18 protein-coding genes are annotated in these 19,553 nt (G+C 59.6%); 15 read left to right on the forward strand and 3 right to left on the reverse strand.

The window, feature by feature from the left end; genetic code table 11:
• Window positions 1–35 precede the first annotated feature (35 nt).
• From AAF739_16610 to lpdA, 14 genes are all read left to right on the forward strand, one after another.
• Window positions 36–278, forward strand: a complete 243-nt coding sequence (locus AAF739_16610) for a hypothetical protein (protein MEM6384297.1) — start codon at window positions 36–38, stop codon at window positions 276–278.
• Between the two features lie 268 nt (window positions 279–546).
• Window positions 547–1,038 carry a hypothetical protein gene (locus AAF739_16615; GenBank protein MEM6384298.1) on the forward strand — a complete coding sequence of 164 codons (492 nt, stop codon included), beginning with the start codon at window positions 547–549 and terminating at the stop codon, window positions 1,036–1,038.
• A gap of 162 nt (window positions 1,039–1,200) precedes the next feature.
• Window positions 1,201–1,824, forward strand: a complete 624-nt coding sequence (locus AAF739_16620; GenBank protein ID MEM6384299.1) for an AprI/Inh family metalloprotease inhibitor — start codon at window positions 1,201–1,203, stop codon at window positions 1,822–1,824.
• A 102-nt stretch (window positions 1,825–1,926) separates the two neighbouring features.
• Window positions 1,927–3,108 carry a cell division protein ZapE gene (gene zapE / locus AAF739_16625; protein ID MEM6384300.1) on the forward strand — a complete coding sequence of 394 codons (1,182 nt, stop codon included), beginning with the start codon at window positions 1,927–1,929 and terminating at the stop codon, window positions 3,106–3,108.
• A gap of 224 nt (window positions 3,109–3,332) precedes the next feature.
• On the forward strand, window positions 3,333–4,295 hold the full coding sequence (gene mdh / locus AAF739_16630) for a malate dehydrogenase (protein ID MEM6384301.1): 963 nt from the start codon (window positions 3,333–3,335) through the stop codon (window positions 4,293–4,295).
• Between the two features lie 33 nt (window positions 4,296–4,328).
• Window positions 4,329–5,630 carry a hypothetical protein gene (locus AAF739_16635; protein MEM6384302.1) on the forward strand — a complete coding sequence of 434 codons (1,302 nt, stop codon included), beginning with the start codon at window positions 4,329–4,331 and terminating at the stop codon, window positions 5,628–5,630.
• Window positions 5,631–5,659: 29 nt separating this feature from the next.
• On the forward strand, window positions 5,660–6,850 hold the full coding sequence (sucC, locus tag AAF739_16640) for an ADP-forming succinate--CoA ligase subunit beta (protein MEM6384303.1): 1,191 nt from the start codon (window positions 5,660–5,662) through the stop codon (window positions 6,848–6,850).
• 8 nt (window positions 6,851–6,858) lie between these two features.
• Window positions 6,859–7,071 carry a hypothetical protein gene (locus AAF739_16645; GenBank protein ID MEM6384304.1) on the forward strand — a complete coding sequence of 71 codons (213 nt, stop codon included), beginning with the start codon at window positions 6,859–6,861 and terminating at the stop codon, window positions 7,069–7,071.
• Window positions 7,071–7,991, forward strand: coding sequence for a succinate--CoA ligase subunit alpha (gene sucD / locus AAF739_16650; GenBank protein ID MEM6384305.1), 921 nt, complete (start codon window positions 7,071–7,073; stop codon window positions 7,989–7,991). The genes AAF739_16645 and sucD overlap by 1 nt, the downstream gene beginning before the upstream one ends.
• A gap of 98 nt (window positions 7,992–8,089) precedes the next feature.
• Window positions 8,090–11,086, forward strand: coding sequence for a 2-oxoglutarate dehydrogenase E1 component (locus AAF739_16655; protein MEM6384306.1), 2,997 nt, complete (start codon window positions 8,090–8,092; stop codon window positions 11,084–11,086).
• A 76-nt stretch (window positions 11,087–11,162) separates the two neighbouring features.
• Window positions 11,163–12,701, forward strand: coding sequence for a 2-oxoglutarate dehydrogenase complex dihydrolipoyllysine-residue succinyltransferase (gene odhB / locus AAF739_16660; protein MEM6384307.1), 1,539 nt, complete (start codon window positions 11,163–11,165; stop codon window positions 12,699–12,701).
• 1 nt (window position 12,702) lies between these two features.
• On the forward strand, window positions 12,703–13,125 hold the full coding sequence (locus AAF739_16665) for a hypothetical protein (protein MEM6384308.1): 423 nt from the start codon (window positions 12,703–12,705) through the stop codon (window positions 13,123–13,125).
• 16 nt (window positions 13,126–13,141) lie between these two features.
• Entirely contained in the window at window positions 13,142–13,537 is a 396-nt protein-coding gene (locus AAF739_16670) for an MAPEG family protein (protein MEM6384309.1), read from the forward strand.
• 27 nt (window positions 13,538–13,564) lie between these two features.
• Entirely contained in the window at window positions 13,565–14,980 is a 1,416-nt protein-coding gene (lpdA, locus tag AAF739_16675; protein ID MEM6384310.1) for a dihydrolipoyl dehydrogenase, read from the forward strand.
• 21 nt (window positions 14,981–15,001) lie between these two features.
• On the opposite strand, the gene AAF739_16680 is transcribed toward lpdA, so the two are convergent.
• Window positions 15,002–15,361, reverse strand: a complete 360-nt coding sequence (locus tag AAF739_16680) for a hypothetical protein (protein MEM6384311.1) — start codon at window positions 15,359–15,361, stop codon at window positions 15,002–15,004.
• A 167-nt stretch (window positions 15,362–15,528) separates the two neighbouring features.
• Here AAF739_16680 and AAF739_16685 point away from each other — a divergent pair, with 167 nt between their 5' ends.
• A complete protein-coding gene (locus tag AAF739_16685) occupies window positions 15,529–17,553 on the forward strand; it encodes a M23 family metallopeptidase (GenBank protein ID MEM6384312.1) in 2,025 nt (674 codons plus the stop codon).
• Window positions 17,554–17,561: 8 nt separating this feature from the next.
• Here the strand turns inward: AAF739_16685 and AAF739_16690 are convergent, their stop codons facing one another.
• Together AAF739_16690 and AAF739_16695 are read right to left on the reverse strand one after the other, a co-directional pair.
• Window positions 17,562–18,185, reverse strand: coding sequence for a YitT family protein (locus tag AAF739_16690; GenBank protein MEM6384313.1), 624 nt, complete (start codon window positions 18,183–18,185; stop codon window positions 17,562–17,564).
• Window positions 18,186–18,246: 61 nt separating this feature from the next.
• Window positions 18,247–19,476, reverse strand: coding sequence for an argininosuccinate synthase (locus AAF739_16695; GenBank protein MEM6384314.1), 1,230 nt, complete (start codon window positions 19,474–19,476; stop codon window positions 18,247–18,249).
• Window positions 19,477–19,553 lie beyond the last annotated feature (77 nt).

Consider the following 19,553-nt stretch of genomic DNA (forward strand, 5'->3'; position numbering starts at 1 on the left):
TGCACCATGCAGGAGCGGTGTGAGACTGTGGCGCCATGCAAAAGACCCCTACAGCGTCCGGCAAAGCCATTCGTTTGGTCAGCGAGACCAAGCCTGAGGGCACCCTTGTTCCGGCCGATCAAGTCAGCGTGACAGTGGACTCCCAAGGGCAGGTGGCCATCGCCATCCCTGATGGCGACATCCCGCTGCATCCTCGAGCCGTCGCGCTTGTAGCGGCGGCTATGCAGCTGGAAGATGAGGCGGTCGTCGCGCAACTCGTAGGGACACTTCAAGGCTGAACCGCGAAGTCGGTACGCGTGGCGAGGCCTTGTCTTGGCCTTATCGAACCGGTATGGGCGTACGTAAATCTGTTACTCTTTGGTAGTACTTGGGCGCTAGGGATTCGGCAACAAAGCTTGGTACAAAGCTTTGTTGACCAAGCGTGTGGGGCGATAACGCTTTGTATTAGACTACTTCCGCGACCGTTCAGTCTGGGGAGACGAGACGGCCGGTTGGCCTACCAAAACTGTAGCGTACGTGTTGGCGGTTCTGCCGGGGAGAGAAACGATGTTTGATCGCGGGGTTCTGTTTGTTGGTACCGCGGGCGTAGGCCTGGGTGTTCTGGCAGAAGTCATCGCCATCGATGAGTTGCGGCAGGTTGGCAGGGATTTGCCGCTGCGCATCTACTCGGCCACCACGCACGAAGACTCAACCATTGATACGGCGCTGCAACGGGCGATGGCGCGGCTGCCGCTCGATAGCGCCGGTAGCGGGCTCAAACCGCTCGGCCTGTACGCATTTGCCGGCGCTCCCCGGATCGATCATGTCGTCATGATTGATGGAACTTTGCCCCGCTCGATCAAGCTCGCATTGGGCAGTAATCTTGATGTTCGTACATGGGATATGCAAACCGCCGAGGTCCATAAGTTGGCGCCCGGTCAGCGGGTGGTCCGTTATCTTGAGCTGGCCAGCCGTCTGCGCCCGCGCATCGCTGATCTTGTGACCGAGTTGACCGCGCTCGATGGTATCAATGGTGAAAGCATCGCGCATTCGGCGTGACAGCGGGGCAACAGCTTCAATCTTCGCATTGCCGAACGCCCGCCTTAACGCTCCGTGACATTGTCGAGCAGCACAAGGCCACATAAAAGCGATTCGCAAGGGGCGACATGAAAGATGCACGGGCCGGCGCAACCCGCCGGCAGCATCGGAAAGATCATAAAAATGGTGGACACAAGTCCCGCGACAAGTCGCGAACCAAACAAGACGTTGCGCGGCGTTGTCACGACGACATCACCCACGCGCTCATCCTTCCTCAAAGGTGCGAGCCTTGTGGGGCTGAGCTTTATGCTCGCCGGCTGCATGAGTTTCATGGACCGTCGCGGACCCGGGCCGCTGCCCGCCACGCCAACCACACCGGTGGCAAGCTCCACACTCAACCCACCTGTGCAGATGTCGGACCTATCGTCGGAATCGCTGGCGGAAGCTGCGGGGGAAGATGGGACGCCCATTGATGGCACCGTCGATACAGCACTTGCACCCCCGCTGGCAGATGGTGAGAGCGCGGAAGTAAGCGAAGATGATCTCATCGGCGTGTGGTCGGCATCCACACCATCGGCTACCTGCTCGATCAATCTCTCATTAACGACTTGGACTGGCGGCTACCGGGCCTCCACGCGCAACTGTGGCGATGTGCAGCTGGCAGCCCTCTCAGCCTGGTCCGTTGAAGGTCGGCAAGTTCTTCTGAAGGGCGAGGATGGTGCACCTCTGGCCCGGTTGTTTCGCACCGGCGGTACCCGTTATGCTGGGCAGCTGGAAAGCGGACAGGGCCTGACGGTATTCCGCTAGGATACACGCGCCACGTCTGTCGGGGGATTGACGCGGGTCGTAAGATAGTGAGGGCCGCGCATGGCACGCCGGGGGACATCGCCTAGACCTGTCAGCGGGCAAATGCAGCCGCCCGCCCCCTTGCTGCCTCCGCATCAACGGGTTGCGACGCGCTACGAAGCTCTCGTGCGCGCAGGCGACATAGATGACGATGCCATACAGAGGCGCGCCGCCGATCTGCTAGATCGTTTGAATGCTGAATTGTCAGAGCAACGGCTCGCCCGGAAGTCCAGCGCGCTGGGCTGGCTGTTTGCGAAACGTCGGGGCGAAGCGCCGGTAACGAAGGGTCTTTACCTCTGGGGCGGCGTCGGGCGTGGCAAGACCATGCTTATGGACCTGTTCTTCGATGTTGCGCCGCTCAAACGTAAACGTCGTGCGCACTTCCATGCATTCATGACCGATGTCCACGACCGCATCCACGCTCATCGGCAAGCGCTCAAAGAGGGTAAAACAAAACTCGACGACCCAATCCCGCCGGTCGCAACCCAGCTCGCCAACGAAGCCCGGCTTCTATGCTTTGACGAGTTCCATGTGGTCGACATCGCTGACGCGATGATTTTGGGGCGGTTGTTCACCCAACTGTTTCAGCGCGGTGTGGTGCTCGTCGCCACGTCCAATGTCATGCCCGCCAACCTATACAAGGACGGGTTGAACCGCGCACTGTTCATGCCGTTTGTCGAACTGTTGCATCGGCATGTTGACAGTTTCGAGCTTGATTCACACCGGGATTACAGACTCGATAAGCTTGCGGCGGCACCCACTTGGTACAATCCTCTGGGACCGGTTTCTGACCACGCGATGGACGCCGCTTGGGAACGTCTGACCGGAGCGGCGCCCGGCCAACAGGACACCATTGCCGTGAAAGGCAGGATCGTGCCCGTTCCCAAACAGGCCCAAGGGGTCGCTCGGTTTGTGTTCGCCGATTTGTGCGAGAAGCCCCTTGGCGCGGAAGACTATCTCGCCATCGCCCACCGCTTCCACACCGTCATGATCGATGGCATCCCGATGATGCGGGCGGAAAACCGCAATGAAGCCAAGCGGTTCATTACTCTGATCGATGCCCTTTACGATGTTGGCGTCAAGCTGATCGCTTCGGCCGATGCCGAACCGCATGCGCTGTATGATGCCAACAGCGGCAATGAAGCCTTTGCCTTTGATCGGACCGCTTCACGGCTCATCGACATGCGTTCGGAAGAGTATTTGCGCGCGCCCAGACGGGCCAAAGCAAACGCTCAAGCAGCCTGAACGCCTACTGTCGTCGGCGATCAGCTTACCTTTGCGTAAGCCTTTGTTTCGCTTCCATCTTAGGCCTTTGCCCAACTTGAACCGGTTCGGGTGCAGGTTTACGACCCAAAGGAAGGCGAAGCTGGACATTACCTAAACGTCAGCCATCGCGCGGCCCCGGGGGAACAGGGGCCGACAGCAACCGCACGGGCCTAGCCGGCTCGACCAAATTTCGGGGGAAGAGCATGGCTCGCAAAAAACTTGCAATGATCGGTTCAGGCCAGATTGGCGGAACGCTGGCGCACCTGGCGGGGCTGAAGGAGTTGGGCGATATCGTGATGTTCGACATCGCAGACGGCATCCCCCACGGCAAAGCCCTTGATATCGCGGAATCCTCCCCGGTCGACGGGTTCGACGCCAAACTGTCGGGCACAACAGGATATGAGGCCATCGCGGGTGCCGACGTTTGCATCGTGACGGCAGGTGTTCCGCGCAAGCCTGGCATGAGCCGCGATGATCTCCTGGGCATCAATCTCAAGGTCATGCAGCAAGTCGGCGCAGGTATCGCGAAATACGCTCCCGACGCTTTTGTCATTTGCATCACCAATCCGCTCGACGCCATGGTCTGGGCGCTGCAGAAATTCTCCGGCCTGCCCAAGAACAAGGTCTGCGGCATGGCGGGCGTGCTCGACTCCGCACGCTTCCGCTATTTCATCGCCGAGGAGTTGGATGTGTCGGTAGAAGACGTCAACGCATTCGTCTTGGGCGGCCATGGCGATACAATGGTGCCGCTCACCCGCTATTCTTCCGTCGGCGGCATCTCCTTGGATGATTGCGTCTCGATGGGCTGGATGAGCCAGTCAAAACTCGACCAGATCGTCCAGCGGACGCGCGATGGTGGCGCGGAGATTGTTGGCCTGCTGAAGACCGGCTCGGCCTTTTACGCCCCGGCATCGTCCGCGATCGCCATGGCCGAGAGTTACATCAAGGACAAAAAGCGCGTGCTTCCCTGCGCGGCGGCGCTGAAGGGCGAATACGGTCTCAACGACATGTATGTCGGCGTTCCGACCGTGATCGGTGCCAACGGCATTGAGAAGGTCATCGAAATTGACCTCGACATCGCCGAGCGTGAGCAGTTCGACAAATCGGTTGGCTCGGTGAAGGGCCTGATGGAAGCCTGCATCGGCATCGACGCCTCACTGGGCTGATCGGGCTCGCAGACACCGCAACGGACGGCGAGCATGCCCGCACCCCAGTCGGAAACGCACAACGGACTGCCGATATCATGGACACGTTCCATGGTGCTTGCCATGGTGCTTGCGGCCGTTTTATTTGCGGCATCAGCGGGTTCGGCTTTCGCTCAGAAAGGCCCGTCCTCCCAAACGTCCGCCGCGATTGACCCCGACGCGATTAGCTTCAACGAAGGCTTGCAGCCGATGATCGACCGCTTATCGGCGCAAGGATCAACGACCGAGGAAGAAGTCTTCACTCTCGCTGGCGCACAGTTCTTGCGCGGGGTCGAGAACGCGCTGCAAACCCGCTATCGGTACGGCGCGACACAGGGCATGCTCGGACTGGCGCTGATGCAACTCGGCCTGCCCGCCAATCCCGAGCCGGAGCCGTTTTCCGGTGCTGTCCTCGAAACGCTTTTCAGCGACGTCGATGCGCAGATGGACGCCGCACGCGAGACGCTTGGTTCGCTTGGCATCGTTACAACTTTCACAGTTCCGGTGGATGTCAGTTCGATCTGGTTCGACATTGATGCTGACGGCACGCGCTCTGATGCAGAAAGCCTGCCCGCCGTGATGGCTGGCCTGTTCGGTGGGCGAAGGGCGGGCGAAGCTCTGGAGGCCTTCGGGAGCGCTCCGGTCGTCGATTTCGATCAATCGGATGCTGCCTGGCTCACCGCCTACACGCACGTTCTGTCAGCGACCGCCAATCTCGTGCTCGCCTTGCAGCCAGCCGACATCATCGACGAAGTCTTTGCAGAGGGTGCAGCTCTGGACGCCCGCTTTGCCGGCGAGCGCAACAGGATGTTGGGTGGAGAGACCCGCGCGATCGACACGATCGTGGCGTGGATCCTGGTCCTCGAGCAGGTGCCGCTCGCCGAAAACACCAGCGCCGCCCGGGAGCATATGCTTGCGCTCGTTGCGGAAAACCGCGTGTTTTGGGATGCGGTCGCCACCGAAACAGACCAGCGCCGCGAGTGGATCCCCTCACCCACGCAAACCTCCGCGCTCCCCATCACCTTTCCCGGCGAGATAGGCCCGGCCTGGCTTGCCGTGCTGGATGACCTCGAAGCGCTGCTAGAGGGACGTCTTCTCGCTCCCCACTGGCGCCTGGGTGGCGCCGGCGCGACGCACGGCATCAATATCGCGACCTTTCTTGAAGAGCCGCAATCCACCGACATTCTCGGCCTCATACAGGGACGGGGCGTGTTGTTCGCAGTCGAGGAAGGCCCGGTGATTTCCGATGACAACTGGCAGGCATTCCGCACCCTCGTCGGGCGCGGAGGCAGCTTTTTCCCCTTTCTTTTGAATTGATCTGACCACATCGCAACTCAGGATTTGCCATGAACATCCATGAATATCAGGCAAAAGCGCTCCTCAAGAGCTTTGGTGCACCCGTCGCCGACGGCGTGCCCATTCTCGATGCCGCCGACGCAGCCCCAGCAGCGGACACCCTTGGCGGACCGGTCTGGGTGGTGAAAAGCCAGATTCACGCCGGCGGACGTGGCAAGGGAAAATTCAAGGAACTGGGCCCGGACGCAAAAGGCGGTGTGCGGCTCGCCTTCTCCAAGGACGAGGTGCTCAGCCACGTCGGTGAGATGCTCGGCAACACGCTTGTCACCAAGCAGACGGGCCCTGCTGGAAAGCAGGTCAATCGGCTGTACCTTGAAGATGGCGCGGACATCGACCGCGAACTCTATTGCTCACTTCTGGTGAACCGCGAAACAGGCCGCGTGTCCTTCGTCGCCTCAACCGAGGGCGGGATGGACATCGAAGCCGTCGCCGAGGAGACGCCGGACAAGATTCACACCATCGATGTGCATCCAGACGTTGGCGTCGATGCCGAGGCCGTTGCCCAGCTGAATGCGGCTTTTGAGCTCGATGGCGCCGCCGCCGAGGATGGCAAGGGCCTCTTCCCGATCCTTTACAAGGCCTTCACCGAGAAGGACATGAGCCTTCTCGAGATCAACCCGCTGATCGTCATGAAAGACGGCCACCTGCGGGTGCTCGATGCGAAAGTCTCCTTTGATGGGAACGCGACCTTCCGCCATCCCGACGTGATGGAGCTGCGTGACGAGACCGAGGAAGACGAGAAGGAAATCGAAGCCTCCAAACACGATCTCGCCTATGTGGCGCTCGATGGCGATATCGGCTGCATGGTGAACGGTGCGGGCCTCGCCATGGCGACGATGGACATCATCAAGCTGTACGGCAAGGAGCCGGCCAACTTTCTCGATGTCGGCGGCGGCGCATCGAAGGAAAAGGTCACCGCAGCCTTCAAGATCATCACCGCCGATCCGAACGTCAAAGGCATCCTGGTCAACATTTTCGGCGGCATCATGCGCTGCGATGTGATCGCGGAGGGCGTTGTCGCGGCGGTCAAGGAGGTCGGACTGCAGGTGCCACTGGTTGTTCGGCTTGAAGGCACCAAAGTCGAGGAAGGCAAAGCCATCATCAACGGCTCCGATCTGAATGTGATCGCCGCCGATGATCTCGACGACGCGGCCCAGAAGATCGTGAAGGCGGTGGGGTAGCGGGACCCATGGACGAGCAAAGCAGCTTTGACCTCATCGCCGCTTGGCTGCCCTTTCTCGTCCTTATTGGCGTGTTCCTCCTTTTTCTCCGCACAGCCAAGAAACAGCAAGACAGCCACGTGCGAGACGTCAACGCAGTCAATCAGCTTATCGTGGATACCAATCGGGAAATGATCGCTGAGCTCAAAGAGATCAAGCAGATCCTAAAGGACCAGAACTAATGTCCATTATTGTCGACAAAGACACCAAGATCATCGTGCAGGGGCTGACAGGCAAGACCGGCACCTTCCACACCGAGCAGGCGCTGGCCTATCACGGCACGCAGATGGTCGGCGGCATTCACCCCAAGAAGGGCGGCGAGACCTGGATCGCCGGCGACGGCGCGGGACCGAAAGCGGGCGCGGAGCTGCCCATCTTCACGACCGTTGCCGAAGCGAAAGAGGCGACAGGTGCCAATGCATCGGTTGTCTACGTGCCGCCGGCCGGCGCTGCAGCAGCCATCATCGAGGCCATCGACGCGGAAATTCCGTTCATTACCTGCATCACCGAGGGCATTCCGGTGGGCGATATGGTGAAGGTGAAGGCGCGGCTTGAAAAATCCAATTCGCGGCTTCTGGGGCCGAATTGCCCCGGCATCATGACACCGGATGAGTGCAAGATCGGCATCATGCCCGGCTCGATCTTCAAAAAGGGCAATGTAGGTATTGTATCGCGCTCGGGCACGCTCACCTACGAAGCGGTGTTTCAGACCACCAATGAGGGCCTCGGGCAGACGACTGCTGTGGGGATCGGCGGCGACCCGGTGAAAGGCACCGAGTTCATCGACGTACTGGAACTCTTTCTAGGGGACGAGGAAACCACCTCGATCATCATGATCGGTGAAATCGGTGGGTCGGCCGAGGAAGACGCGGCGCAGTTCCTCGCCGACGAAAAGAAAAAGGGGCGCTGGAAGCCGACGGTCGGCTTCATCGCTGGGCGCACGGCACCCCCGGGCCGCACCATGGGCCATGCAGGCGCCGTGATCTCCGGCGGCAAAGGCGGCGCAGAAGACAAGATCGCAGCAATGGAAGAAGTCGGAATTGCGGTTTCTCCGTCACCTGCCCAACTTGGCAAGACTTTGGTCAAGGTCTTGAATGGATAGTGCACATGCGATGTCGTGACTGAATCGCACACCGGTGTCGCTTGACGGGCAAGCGGCCGCAATAGGGAGCACGGGGAAACCCCCCGCGACAGAAGCCGATGGGACGGCAGGATGCGAACGCAGCGTTTGCTGCAACGTCATTCCTTTACGGCGGTAACGCCGCATACCTTGATCAGCTATACGCCGATTATCAGAAAGACCCCTCGCAATTCGGCTCGGAATGGGCCGAATTCTTTGCGCTTATGGGGGACAACGCATCGGATGTTGCGGAGAACGCGCGCGGCGCGTCCTGGAAGCGGCCCGATTGGCCGATTGCCGGCAATGGCGAGCTGGTGTCGGCACTCGACGCCAATTGGGGGCCTGACGAAAAGGTTGCTGCCAAGAAGGTTGAGGAAACGCTCAAAGCCGGAGCACAGGCAGCCGGCGGGCAGGTTTCCGAACAACAGGTCCAGCAAGCAACGCGCGACTCCGTTCGGGCAATCATGATGATTCGCGCCTATCGCATGCGCGGCCATCTGCACGCGGATCTTGATCCGCTTGGCCTGTCACAACAGGAAGACGCGCCTGAACTCGACCCCAAAAGCTATGGGTGGACCGAGGCGGACTATGATCGACCGATCTTTCTCGACAATGTGCTCGGCCTTCAGTTTGCGACTATCCCGCAGATGGTCGACATCCTCAAACGGACATACTGCTCGACCTTGGGCGTCGAGTTCATGCACATCTCGGACGCCGAAGAGAAGGCATGGATCCAGCAGCGTATTGAGGGCCCGGACAAGGGCATCGCTTTCACCGAGAATGGCAAGAAGGCCATTTTGAACACGCTGATCGAAGCAGAGGGCTTCGAGAAGTTTCTCGATGTGAAATACACCGGTACCAAACGCTTCGGCCTTGATGGCGGAGAGTCGCTGGTGCCCGCACTGGAACAGATTATCAAGGTTGGCGGTCAGCAAGGCGTCGAGGATATCGTCCTTGGCATGGCGCACCGTGGTCGCCTGAACGTGCTGTCCCAGGTTCTGGCGAAACCCCACCGGGCGATCTTCCACGAGTTCAAGGGCGGCTCTTATGCGCCCGATGATGTGGAAGGGTCGGGCGATGTAAAGTACCATTTGGGCGCATCGTCAGACCGAGAGTTCGACGGCCATACAGTCCATATGTCGCTGACGGCCAATCCATCCCACCTTGAGATCGTCAACCCTGTTGTGCTTGGCAAAGCGCGCGCCAAGCAGGACCAGATCGGCACCTGGGACGAAGAGCGGGAGGTGGTGCCGCTCGAGCAACGGTCGAAAGTGCTGCCGCTGCTTCTGCACGGCGATGCAGCGTTTGCCGGCCAGGGTGTGGTGGCGGAATGCTTCGGCTTGTCTGGCCTTCGGGGCCATCGGACCGCCGGCTCCATCCACTTCATCATCAACAATCAGATCGGCTTCACCACCAATCCGCGCTTTTCACGCTCCTCGCCCTATCCATCGGACGTGGCGAAGATGGTTGAAACCCCGATCTTCCATTGCAACGGGGATGACCCAGAATCGGTGGTTTACGCCGCCCGGATCGCGACCGAGTTCCGGCAGAAATTCCATAAGCCTGTTGTCATCGACATGATCTGCTATCGGCGCTTTGGCCACAATGAGGGCGATGAGCCGGCGTTCACCCAGCCAATCATGTACAAGAAGATCAAGACGCACCCAACGTCGTTGACGATCTATGCGGAGAAGCTGGTCAAGGAAGGCGTCCTGACGGTCGAGCAAATCGATGCACGCAAGGCAGAGTTCCGTAAGCACCTCGACGCCGAGTTCGAGACCGGACAAGCCTATGCGCCGAACAAAGCCGACTGGCTCGATGGCAAATGGTCCGGGCTCACTCAGGCCAGGGTCGACGACGATCCGCGCAGAGGATCCACCGGCGTCGAGATGGAAATGCTCAAGGAGATTGGCGCCAAGCTGACCGATACTCCCGAGGATTTCGAAGCCCATCGAACGATCAAGCGCTTCCTCGCCAACCGCAAGAAAATGTTCGACACGGGAGAAGGTATCGACTGGGCGACTGCCGAGGCGCTGGCCTTCGGGACGCTCGTGGTTGAAGGCCACCCGGTTCGGCTTTCGGGTCAGGATTGCGAACGCGGCACCTTCTCGCAGCGCCACTCGGTCCTGTACGATCAACGAGACGAACGCCGGTTCATCCCGCTCAACAATTTGCGGAAAGGTCAGGCGCGCTACGAGGTCATCAACTCGATGCTCTCCGAGGAGGCTGTGCTCGGTTACGAATATGGCTACTCATTGGCTGAGCCGAACGCGTTGACCCTGTGGGAGGCGCAGTTTGGTGACTTCGCGAACGGCGCCCAAGTCCTGTTTGACCAGTTCATCTCATCGGGCGAGCGCAAGTGGTTGCGCATGTCTGGCCTCGTCTGCCTACTGCCGCACGGCTATGAAGGACAAGGTCCTGAACACTCATCAGCCCGGCTTGAACGGTTCCTGCAGATGTGCGCCGAAGACAATATGCAGATTGCAAACTGCACGACGCCCGCAAACTATTTTCATATCCTGCGCCGGCAGTTGAACCGCGATTTCCGCAAACCGCTTGTCATGATGACCCCCAAGAGCCTGCTGCGGAACAAGCGCGCAACCTCAAAGCTCGAAGAGTTCGGTCCCGACAGTACGTTCCACCGCGTGCTGTGGGACGATGCGCAATTGCTACCCGATGAGCCGATCAAGCTTGCCGACGACGAGAAAATCCGTCGCGTTGTGTTGTGTTCGGGAAAAGTCTATTTCGACCTTTACGAGGAGCGGGAAAAACGCGGCATCACCGACATTCAGTTGCTGCGTGTTGAACAGCTCTATCCGGTTCCCTTCAAGGCGCTCATCAAAGAACTGTCTCGCTTCAAGCAGGCTGAAGTGGTCTGGTGTCAGGAAGAACCTAGAAACATGGGGTCGTGGTCGTTCATCGAGCCCAACCTGGAGTTCGTTCTTGGAAAGGTTGACGGCAAGCACAAGCGTGCGCGTTACGCTGGACGACCCGCAGCAGCGGCAACGGCAACCGGACTTATGTCCAAGCACATGGCACAGTTAAACGCATTCCTTGAAGACGCGCTTGGCGACTGACGGAACGATTAATCGGGACCGGCGGGGGCCGGATGATTGATAGGCTGGGCACGTCCTGGCGCTAGGGAGAATGGACATGGCGAATGAAATTCGCGTTCCCACACTTGGGGAATCGGTAACCGAAGCAACGGTTGCCAGCTGGTACAAGAAGCCTGGAGATGCGGTGAACGCCGACGAACCCCTTGTGGAGTTGGAAACCGATAAGGTCACCGTCGAAGTCCCTGCACCGGCATCGGGAACGATTGCGGAGATCGTCGTCAATGAAGGCGAAACCGTCGAGGTTGGGGCGCTTCTTGGCATGATGGGCGAAGGTGCCGCTGAAAGCGGTCCCGGCAACGGAGCTACGGCCGCGGCGCCAGCGGAAAGTGCAAGCCCGCCGGCAGCCACGCCCGCCTCAAGCAGCGCACTGGTCGACGTGATCACCCCCAGCGCGGGCGAATCCGTAACTGAGGCTGAGGTTGGTGAGATCTCCGTCAAGGTTGGCGATGCCGTGAAGGCGGACGATGTGCTGCTGGAGTTGGAAACCGACAAGGCCGCCCAGGAGATTCCTGCTCCCGTGTCCGGCACGATCGCAGAGATCGTGGTCAAGTCGGGCGATGTCGTCGAGCCGGGCAATCTGTTGTTGAAGATTGCCGAAGGAGGTGCGCCGGCCCAGGCCGAAAGCGCACCGGCACCAGCAGCGCCAGCACCGACTTCCGCACCGACACCGGCGGCCTCGTCAACGCAAATGCCCCCATCCCCCTCGGCAAGCCGTATGATGGCGGAAACCGGCGTCAGTGTTGCGGCGGGAAGCGGCAAGCGTGGCCAGGTGCTCAAGGGCGACGTGATCGCCGCCATCGAAAGTGGTGCCACCGCAGCTCCGCAAGCGTCTGCGCCAGCGGCGGTTGCGCGGCCAGCATCCGCACCGGAAGACGAAGAGCGCGAAGATCGCGTCCGCATGACCCGTCTGCGCCAGACGATCGCCAAGCGCCTTAAGGACGCACAGAATAGCGCCGCAATGCTCACCACCTACAATGAGGTGGACATGGGCCCAGTGATGGACCTGCGAAAGCAGTACAAGGAGTTGTTCGAGAAGAAGCACGGCGTGAAGCTCGGCTTCATGGGCTTTTTCGCCAAGGCGGTCTGCCACGCTCTCAAAGAAATTCCGGCGGTCAATGCGGAGATCGACGGCACCGACATCATCTACAAGAATTTCTGTCACATCGGCGTCGCCGTCGGCACCGACAAGGGTCTTGTGGTGCCCGTGGTTCGCGATGCCGACCAGATGTCGATCGCCGAGATCGAAAAGAAAATTGGCGAGTTCGGCAAGAAGGCGCGCGACGGCAAGCTCGGCATGGCCGAGATGCAGGGCGGTACCTTCACCATTTCGAACGGCGGCGTTTACGGTTCGCTGATGTCCTCGCCAATCCTCAACGCGCCGCAGTCGGGCATTCTGGGTATGCACAAGATACAGGAACGCCCGATGGCTATCGGCGGTCAGGTTGTCATCCGGCCGATGATGTACCTTGCTCTGTCCTACGACCACCGGATTGTGGACGGTAAGGAAGCCGTGACCTTCCTGGTGCGTGTGAAGGAAAGCCTCGAAGACGTGCAGCGGTTGGTTCTGGATCTATAAGATGTCTGCGCCCCGCTCTCTTTGTGTTCTCGCTCTAGCCGCCTGCCTTTTTGCGGGCCTTCCGGGCGCCGCATTGGCCAAAAAAGGTGGTGCGGCTGAGCCAGGCACACATGCCTATTCCGAGCTGATAGACGATCTGTTCTCGGCTTTGCCCCAAACGTTCGACGTCAGCGGCACCAACCCTGATGGAACCACCTACAACGGCTCCGCTTACCTGTATTGGGACCCCCAGGATGGTGAGTTGCACATAGAATGGCAGGTCGGGAAAGACGCTTTCATGGGCAGCGGCCCTATGATTGGCGGGGAGTTCATCATCGATTGGGGGCAGCAGCACCCGGCCATCTACCGGCTCGGTAACGATGGGAACCTGTACGGCACCTGGGCCAACGGACGCGGAAGCGAAACGCTGACATTCGCGCCCTAGGGGGACGCCAACCCTGATGACACCGGAACTTCTGGTTTTGCTACTGGCTGTCCTGTTGGCAGCGATCCAGCTGGTGCTCTACGCCGTCCCGGCCAACCTTGAGCTGGAGCCGGGGTACACCGCCGGTCCGCGCGATGGACCTCCCAAGCGGCAGCTTTCCGTGCGCACGCTTCGCCTCAAGCGCGCGTACGACAACCACATCGAGACGCTGCCCTGGTTTGCGATCGCCGTCCTCGTCGCCCACATAACGGGCGCGACGGATACAGTGACCACGGCAGCAGCTTGGATCTACCTCGCGGCGCGCCTTGTGTATGTGCCGCTGTACGTTATTGGCGTTTTCGGTCTGCGCTCCATCGTTTGGGCAATCGCCTTTTTCGCCATTTTAACCATTGTGGTGCGGACGCTGCTTTAGCGGTCCGCGGGAAGGAAACAACACCTCATGGCTGACACCTACGACCTCATCGTTATTGGCACCGGGCCTGGCGGCTATGTCTGTGCTATTCGCGCCGCCCAGTTGGGCATGAAGGTGGCCGTCGTCGAAAAACGGGCGACACACGGAGGTACGTGCCTGAACATCGGCTGCATCCCATCCAAAGCCCTGCTCCACGCGTCCGACGTCTTTGAGGAGGCCGGGCACACGTTCGAAACGCTGGGCATCAAGGTTGGCAAACCCAAACTCGATCTCGCCGCCATGATGACCCACAAACAGTCGGTGGTTGACGACAACGTCAACGGGATTTCCTACCTGTTCAAAAAGAACAAGATCACCGACTACATCGGAACCGGCACCATCACCGCGCCGGGTAAAGTCAGTGTTACCGCCGAGGATGGCAAGGAAACGAAGCTCGACGCGAAGCATATCGTGATCGCCACGGGCTCGGACTCGTCAGGCATCCCTGGCGTGTCGGTCGATATTGATGAAAAGACGGTCGTCAGTTCGACCGGTGCGTTGGAGCTCGACAAGGTGCCCGGGCATCTCGTGGTTGTCGGCGGCGGCGTCATCGGCCTTGAGCTTGGTTCGGTCTGGCGGCGGCTTGGGGCAAAGGTCACCGTAGTTGAGTTTCTCGACCATATCCTGGGCAATATGGACCTCGACACCTCCAAGCAGTTCCTGCGCATGCTCAAGAAGCAGGGTATCGAGTTCATGCTCTCGTCAAAGGTCACGGCCATCGAGAAGAAGGGCCGCAAGCAACATGTGACCGTCGAACAGGCCGGCGGTGAGGCGACGGCCGAAACGATCGAGGCGGACGTGGTTCTCGTCTCCACAGGCCGCGTGCCCTACACAAAGGGCCTCGGATTGGAAGAGGTTGGCGTGGCCATGGATGAACGCGGTCGCGTGAAAACCGATGGTCACTTCAAGACAAGTGTTGCCGGTGTCTATGCCATCGGCGATGTGATCGACGGTCCGATGCTGGCGCACAAAGCCGAGGATGAGGGCGTCGCACTTGCTGAGATGCTCGCAGGCAAAGCCGGTCATGTGAACTACGGTGTGATCCCGTCGGTGGTGTACACCGAACCGGAAGTGGCATCGGTGGGCAAGACGGAGGAAGAGCTGAAGGCCGCTGGTGTTGAATACAAAGCGGGCAAGTTCCCCTTTTCGGCGAACGGACGCGCGCGTGCAATGAACGCCACAGATGGCTTTGCCAAGGTGTTGGCTGATTCAAAAACCGATCAGGTTCTGGGCGTACACATCGTCGGTAAGGGCGCGGGCGACCTGATCCATGAGGCGGCGGTCCTCATGGAGTTTGGCGGATCATCGGAAGACATGGCTCGGACGTGCCACGCGCACCCAACGATGAGTGAAGCCGTTAAAGAGGCTGCTCTTGCCGTCGAAAAGCGGCAAATTCACATGTGACCGCTTGATAGGCTGAGCCGTTTATTTGCCTCGAAGCTTCTCAAGCTCGTCGGGAGGCTCGAACATGACCTTGACGCGCTCCGTGAGCCCATCGACGACCCCCAATTGTCGGTCAAGTTCGGCAATGCGCTGCGCAGCATAAAGGGCATTCGCTTCTGCCTGCGACAGCGCCTCTTCGTTTTCGGGCTCGCGAATGACGTCCGCCACGGTGTCAACGAGATGCGCGGCTTCTCCGATTACATCGGCATACCGCCGCTCCAGGCCTCGACGTTCTTTCGCGATGCCCGCCCGGACATCGCCAATATGGCGAACCAACGCGTCAAGACGGGCCTTATCGGACCTGGCGTCGCGTTGCGGGTTGCGGGCTCGAAAACTGCGCATCTTCGTTGATTGCCACGCGCGTTATGATTCGGGCAATCGCGGTCTACCGTGGGATGGCCGAACCACGGGCCAGCATTCACAATACCAACACATTTTGCATGCATCGCCCAAACTTAAACGCTTGAAAAGCCTTGTGCTCTCGCACCTCAGCGCGATAGATGAATGTGATGGCACCCCTCCGACGAAGCAAGAAACGCATAGATATCGGGACCGACCCCGCGATGTCTGTCGAGGCGCGCAGCAGTGCGCGCGTTGAGTATCGTGGTGTCAGCCTAAAATGGCTGGTCGGGACAGTCATCACTGGTATCGCCTCAACAGGCCTGATGATCGGCGCTCTGTACGCCGCGGTCGATGGCCGCCAACAATTCGCTGTGCCTCCCAGCGTTGCGGAAACCGAGTGGCTGGCCAACCTGCGCGATGACGAGGGGCGCATCACAAAAGGCGACAGGCTGACGCGGACGTTCGAGCCTGTGTCGAACCAACGCGTTCTGGAGGTTTCGACCATCCACCGCGAAGGCGACATGGATGTTGTGCGCCTGCAGCCATTTTCCCGGGTCATTGCGACACTTGCCCTTGAGACAACGGAACTCAGCGCGGACCGCCCACCGTTCAACCCTCTGACACTGTTCGCCGGTAATTCTGACGCCATCAGCGCCGAAAACACCGCGCTCATTTACGATGCGGATGTCGAGGGTGAAATCGCCGTTCGCCAGATACCGTTCCCCTTGGCGACCGCCATTCTGGATCAGGACGCGATCATGAGTCCGGAACAAGTGGCTTATGAAGTCGCTGATACCGCACGCTTCACTGTAGGTGGGCCGTCAGCTGAAGACATCGCAGCCGCGCTTGCACCGGCCGCCAACCTGGACCTGATCGACAGCGCCTTGGGCTTTGCTGATCCGACAGCGACGCTGCAAGATGAGCCACAGGGAACGGCCAGCGCTGCACTTGATGCTTTGGAGAGCTTTGCATCTGTTCGGGTGATCCCTGAAAATTTCTCGGTTATTGGAAAGGTCGAGCCCGGGGGTCTGGACGAAATAGAACAGCTCGACGAGATCATTGTTGCGCTCCGCGACGGTGATGTTCTCGGTGACGTTCTTATTGCCAATGGCGTGCGCGAAGGCGCAGTCGATCCGGTGGAGGAAGCCTTCCGCGCGTTCCTCGACACAACGGAAATGCGCGAAGGGTTCCGCCTGCGTATTGCCATGGCACCGACCAGTGAAGGCGGCGACGCTTTCGATCCTAAGCGTGTAAGCCTGTACGGGCCGGATCTGCATCTGCTGACAATCGCGCTGACCGAAGATGGTAGCTACCAGGTCGACGAAGAGCCTGTGGCCCTTGACCTGTCCAGTTTCGCCGATGCGACAACCGTTGTTCAGGGCACGGGCTCTGCACGCCTGTATTCATCGATCTACGAAACGGCGCTCGCCAACAACATTCCCATGGATATCGCCGGCGAGTTGATCAAGATTTTCGCCTACGATCTCGATTACCAGCGCGCCGCGCGCGGTGGCGACACCCTGGAAGTGCTTTACGAGTTAGATGACGATAATGATGCCGCTGGCGATGTGGTGTTTGCATCGATAACCGTCGGCAGCACAACGCATAAGTTCTACCGCTTCACTGCGGAAGACGGCTCTATCTTGTACTTTGACCAGAATGGTGTGTCGGCCAACAAGTTCCTCCTGCGCAACCCGGTTCCCAACGGCCGTTTTCGTTCGGCCTATGGCATGCGACTACACCCAATTTTGCGCATCAGGCGGATGCATAATGGCGTCGACTGGTCTGCCCCACGCGGCACGCCGATCATGGCGGCCGCAGACGGTACGGTGGTCGAAGCGAAATGGTCCTCCGGCTATGGCCGACTGATCCGCATCCAACATGCGAACGGCTACGAAACCGGCTACGCCCACCTCAACCGCTTCGCATCGGGCCTTACGATAGGCTCGCGCGTCCAGCAGGGCGAAGTCATTGGGTTTGTTGGTTCAACCGGACTGTCGACCGGCCCCCACCTTCACTACGAGGTGAAGGTGAACGGAAACTATGTGGACCCGATGGCTATCCGGGTTGCACGGGAAGAGACACTCTACGGCGCTCGACTGCTGTCCTTTGAGCGGGAACGCGCACGGATCGATCAGCTCATGGAGCAGGATCGAGGCGCCAGCATTCGTATAGCGTCGGCTGAAAACTGAGCCAAACCTCATCGGGGAATGTACCAGTCTCGGCGATGGTTAAACGCGATCAGGCCGTTCAACACCACTGCGCCGAGCACCGAGTACATCACCACCGATAGCGGGAAAAGCACGGCGGCCACGGCAAACAGGGCCGCATCAAAACCGAGTTGGATGTAGCCCGCCCGGATACCGAACGTATCCTGAACCCAGATCGCTACGACGCCCAAACCGCCCAGCGAGCCTTTGTGCCGGAAGATTGCCAGAAGGCCAATTCCCGTTACGACGCCAAACATGATCGCGCCCAAGGCAGGGTCAAGCCGCTCGATTGCAAACCCTAGCGGCATGTATTCAGTACCCACCGACAGCGCGACCACGCACGCCATGGATTTTAACGTGAACTCCCACCCCATCGCGCGGATCGCAAAAACGTAGAACGGCAGATTGACAACGAAGAACACAAGCCCGAATGACCAGCCCGTCAGATAGGATATGACAACCGCAAGGCCGGCAGTTTGTCCGGTTATCAGCCCCAAATGGGTGAGCAGGAACACGCCCATCGTGCACATCACGGCGCCGGTCGCGAGCCCCTGAACATCCTCCAGAGGTGTATGGGTGATCGTCGATCGAGGAACTGGGACGGGGCTTGGCATCTCTCACACCTAGCAAGAGATATGCCGAGCCGACATGGCGGGCATCGTTGCCAACGCTGACCTAGTCCGGCATCCGCTTGTTTCGCGCCGCAAGGGTTCGCAGACGCAGCGCGTTCAACTTGATGAACCCTTGAGCATCAGCCTGATCGTACGCGCCCTGATCATCTTCGAACGTGACCAATTCCTCCGAGTACAGCGACTTATCGGACGTGCGGCCCGTGACCATCACATTGCCCTTGTACAAGGTCAGGGCGACTTCGCCCTCGACATGCTCCTGGCTTGTATCAATAGCCGCCTGCAGCATGTGCCGCTCCGGGGAAAACCAGAAGCCGTAATAGATCAGTTCTGCGTAACGCGGCATCAGTTCATCTTTCAGATGCGCAGCGCCCCGGTCGAGTGTGATGGATTCCATGGCGCGATGGGCTGTCAGGAGGATCGTTCCACCTGGCGTCTCATATATTCCGCGGGACTTCATGCCCACAAACCGGTTCTCGACCAGATCGAGGCGGCCAATGCCGTTGTCGCGGCCAAGGTCGTTGAGTTTGGCCAGAAGGCTGGCTGGCGATAGGCGCTCACCATTGATGGAAACGGCATCGCCGCGCTCAAAGCCGATCGTGATGTCCACCGGCGCGTCTGGAGCATCCATCGGCGAGACGGTACGCATGTGAACATATTCGGGAGCGCCTGTCGCAGGGTCTTCAAGCACCTTACCTTCAGACGACGAATGCAAAAGATTGGCATCGACCGAGAAGGGCGCTTCACCCTGCTTGTCTTTCGGTACCGGTATCTGATGCTGTTCGGCAAACGCGATCAACGCTTCGCGCGACTTGAAATCCCACTCCCGCCAAGGTGCGATGACCTTGATATCAGGATCGAGCGCGTAGGCATTCAATTCAAACCGGACCTGATCATTGCCCTTGCCCGTCGCACCATGGGCGACGGCATCGGCGCCGGTCTCACGTGCGATCTCCACAAGGCGCTTTGAGATGAGCGGGCGGGCAATCGACGTCCCCAGAAGATAGACCCCCTCATAGACCGCGTTCGCGCGGAACATGGGAAAAACGAAATCGCGAACAAACTCCTCGCGAAGATCATCAATATAGATTTCTGTGATCCCAAGCAGTTCGGCTTTGCGGCGTGCTGGTTCGAGCTCCTCACCCTGGCCCAGGTCTGCGGTAAAGGTGACAACCTCCGCCTCGTACTCGGTCTGCAGCCACTTTAGGATGATCGATGTGTCGAGGCCTCCAGAATAGGCCAACACCACTTTCTTCACATCGCCTTTGGCGACCATGACACTCACTCCGGCTATCTGCGCTTGAAAATCAGGGCCGGTGTACGCGCCACATCATCAGGCTGCAAGCGCGATCC

This window comes from Pseudomonadota bacterium (assembly GCA_039024915.1).
GTDB lineage: Bacteria > Pseudomonadota > Alphaproteobacteria > Rhizobiales > MH13 > MH13.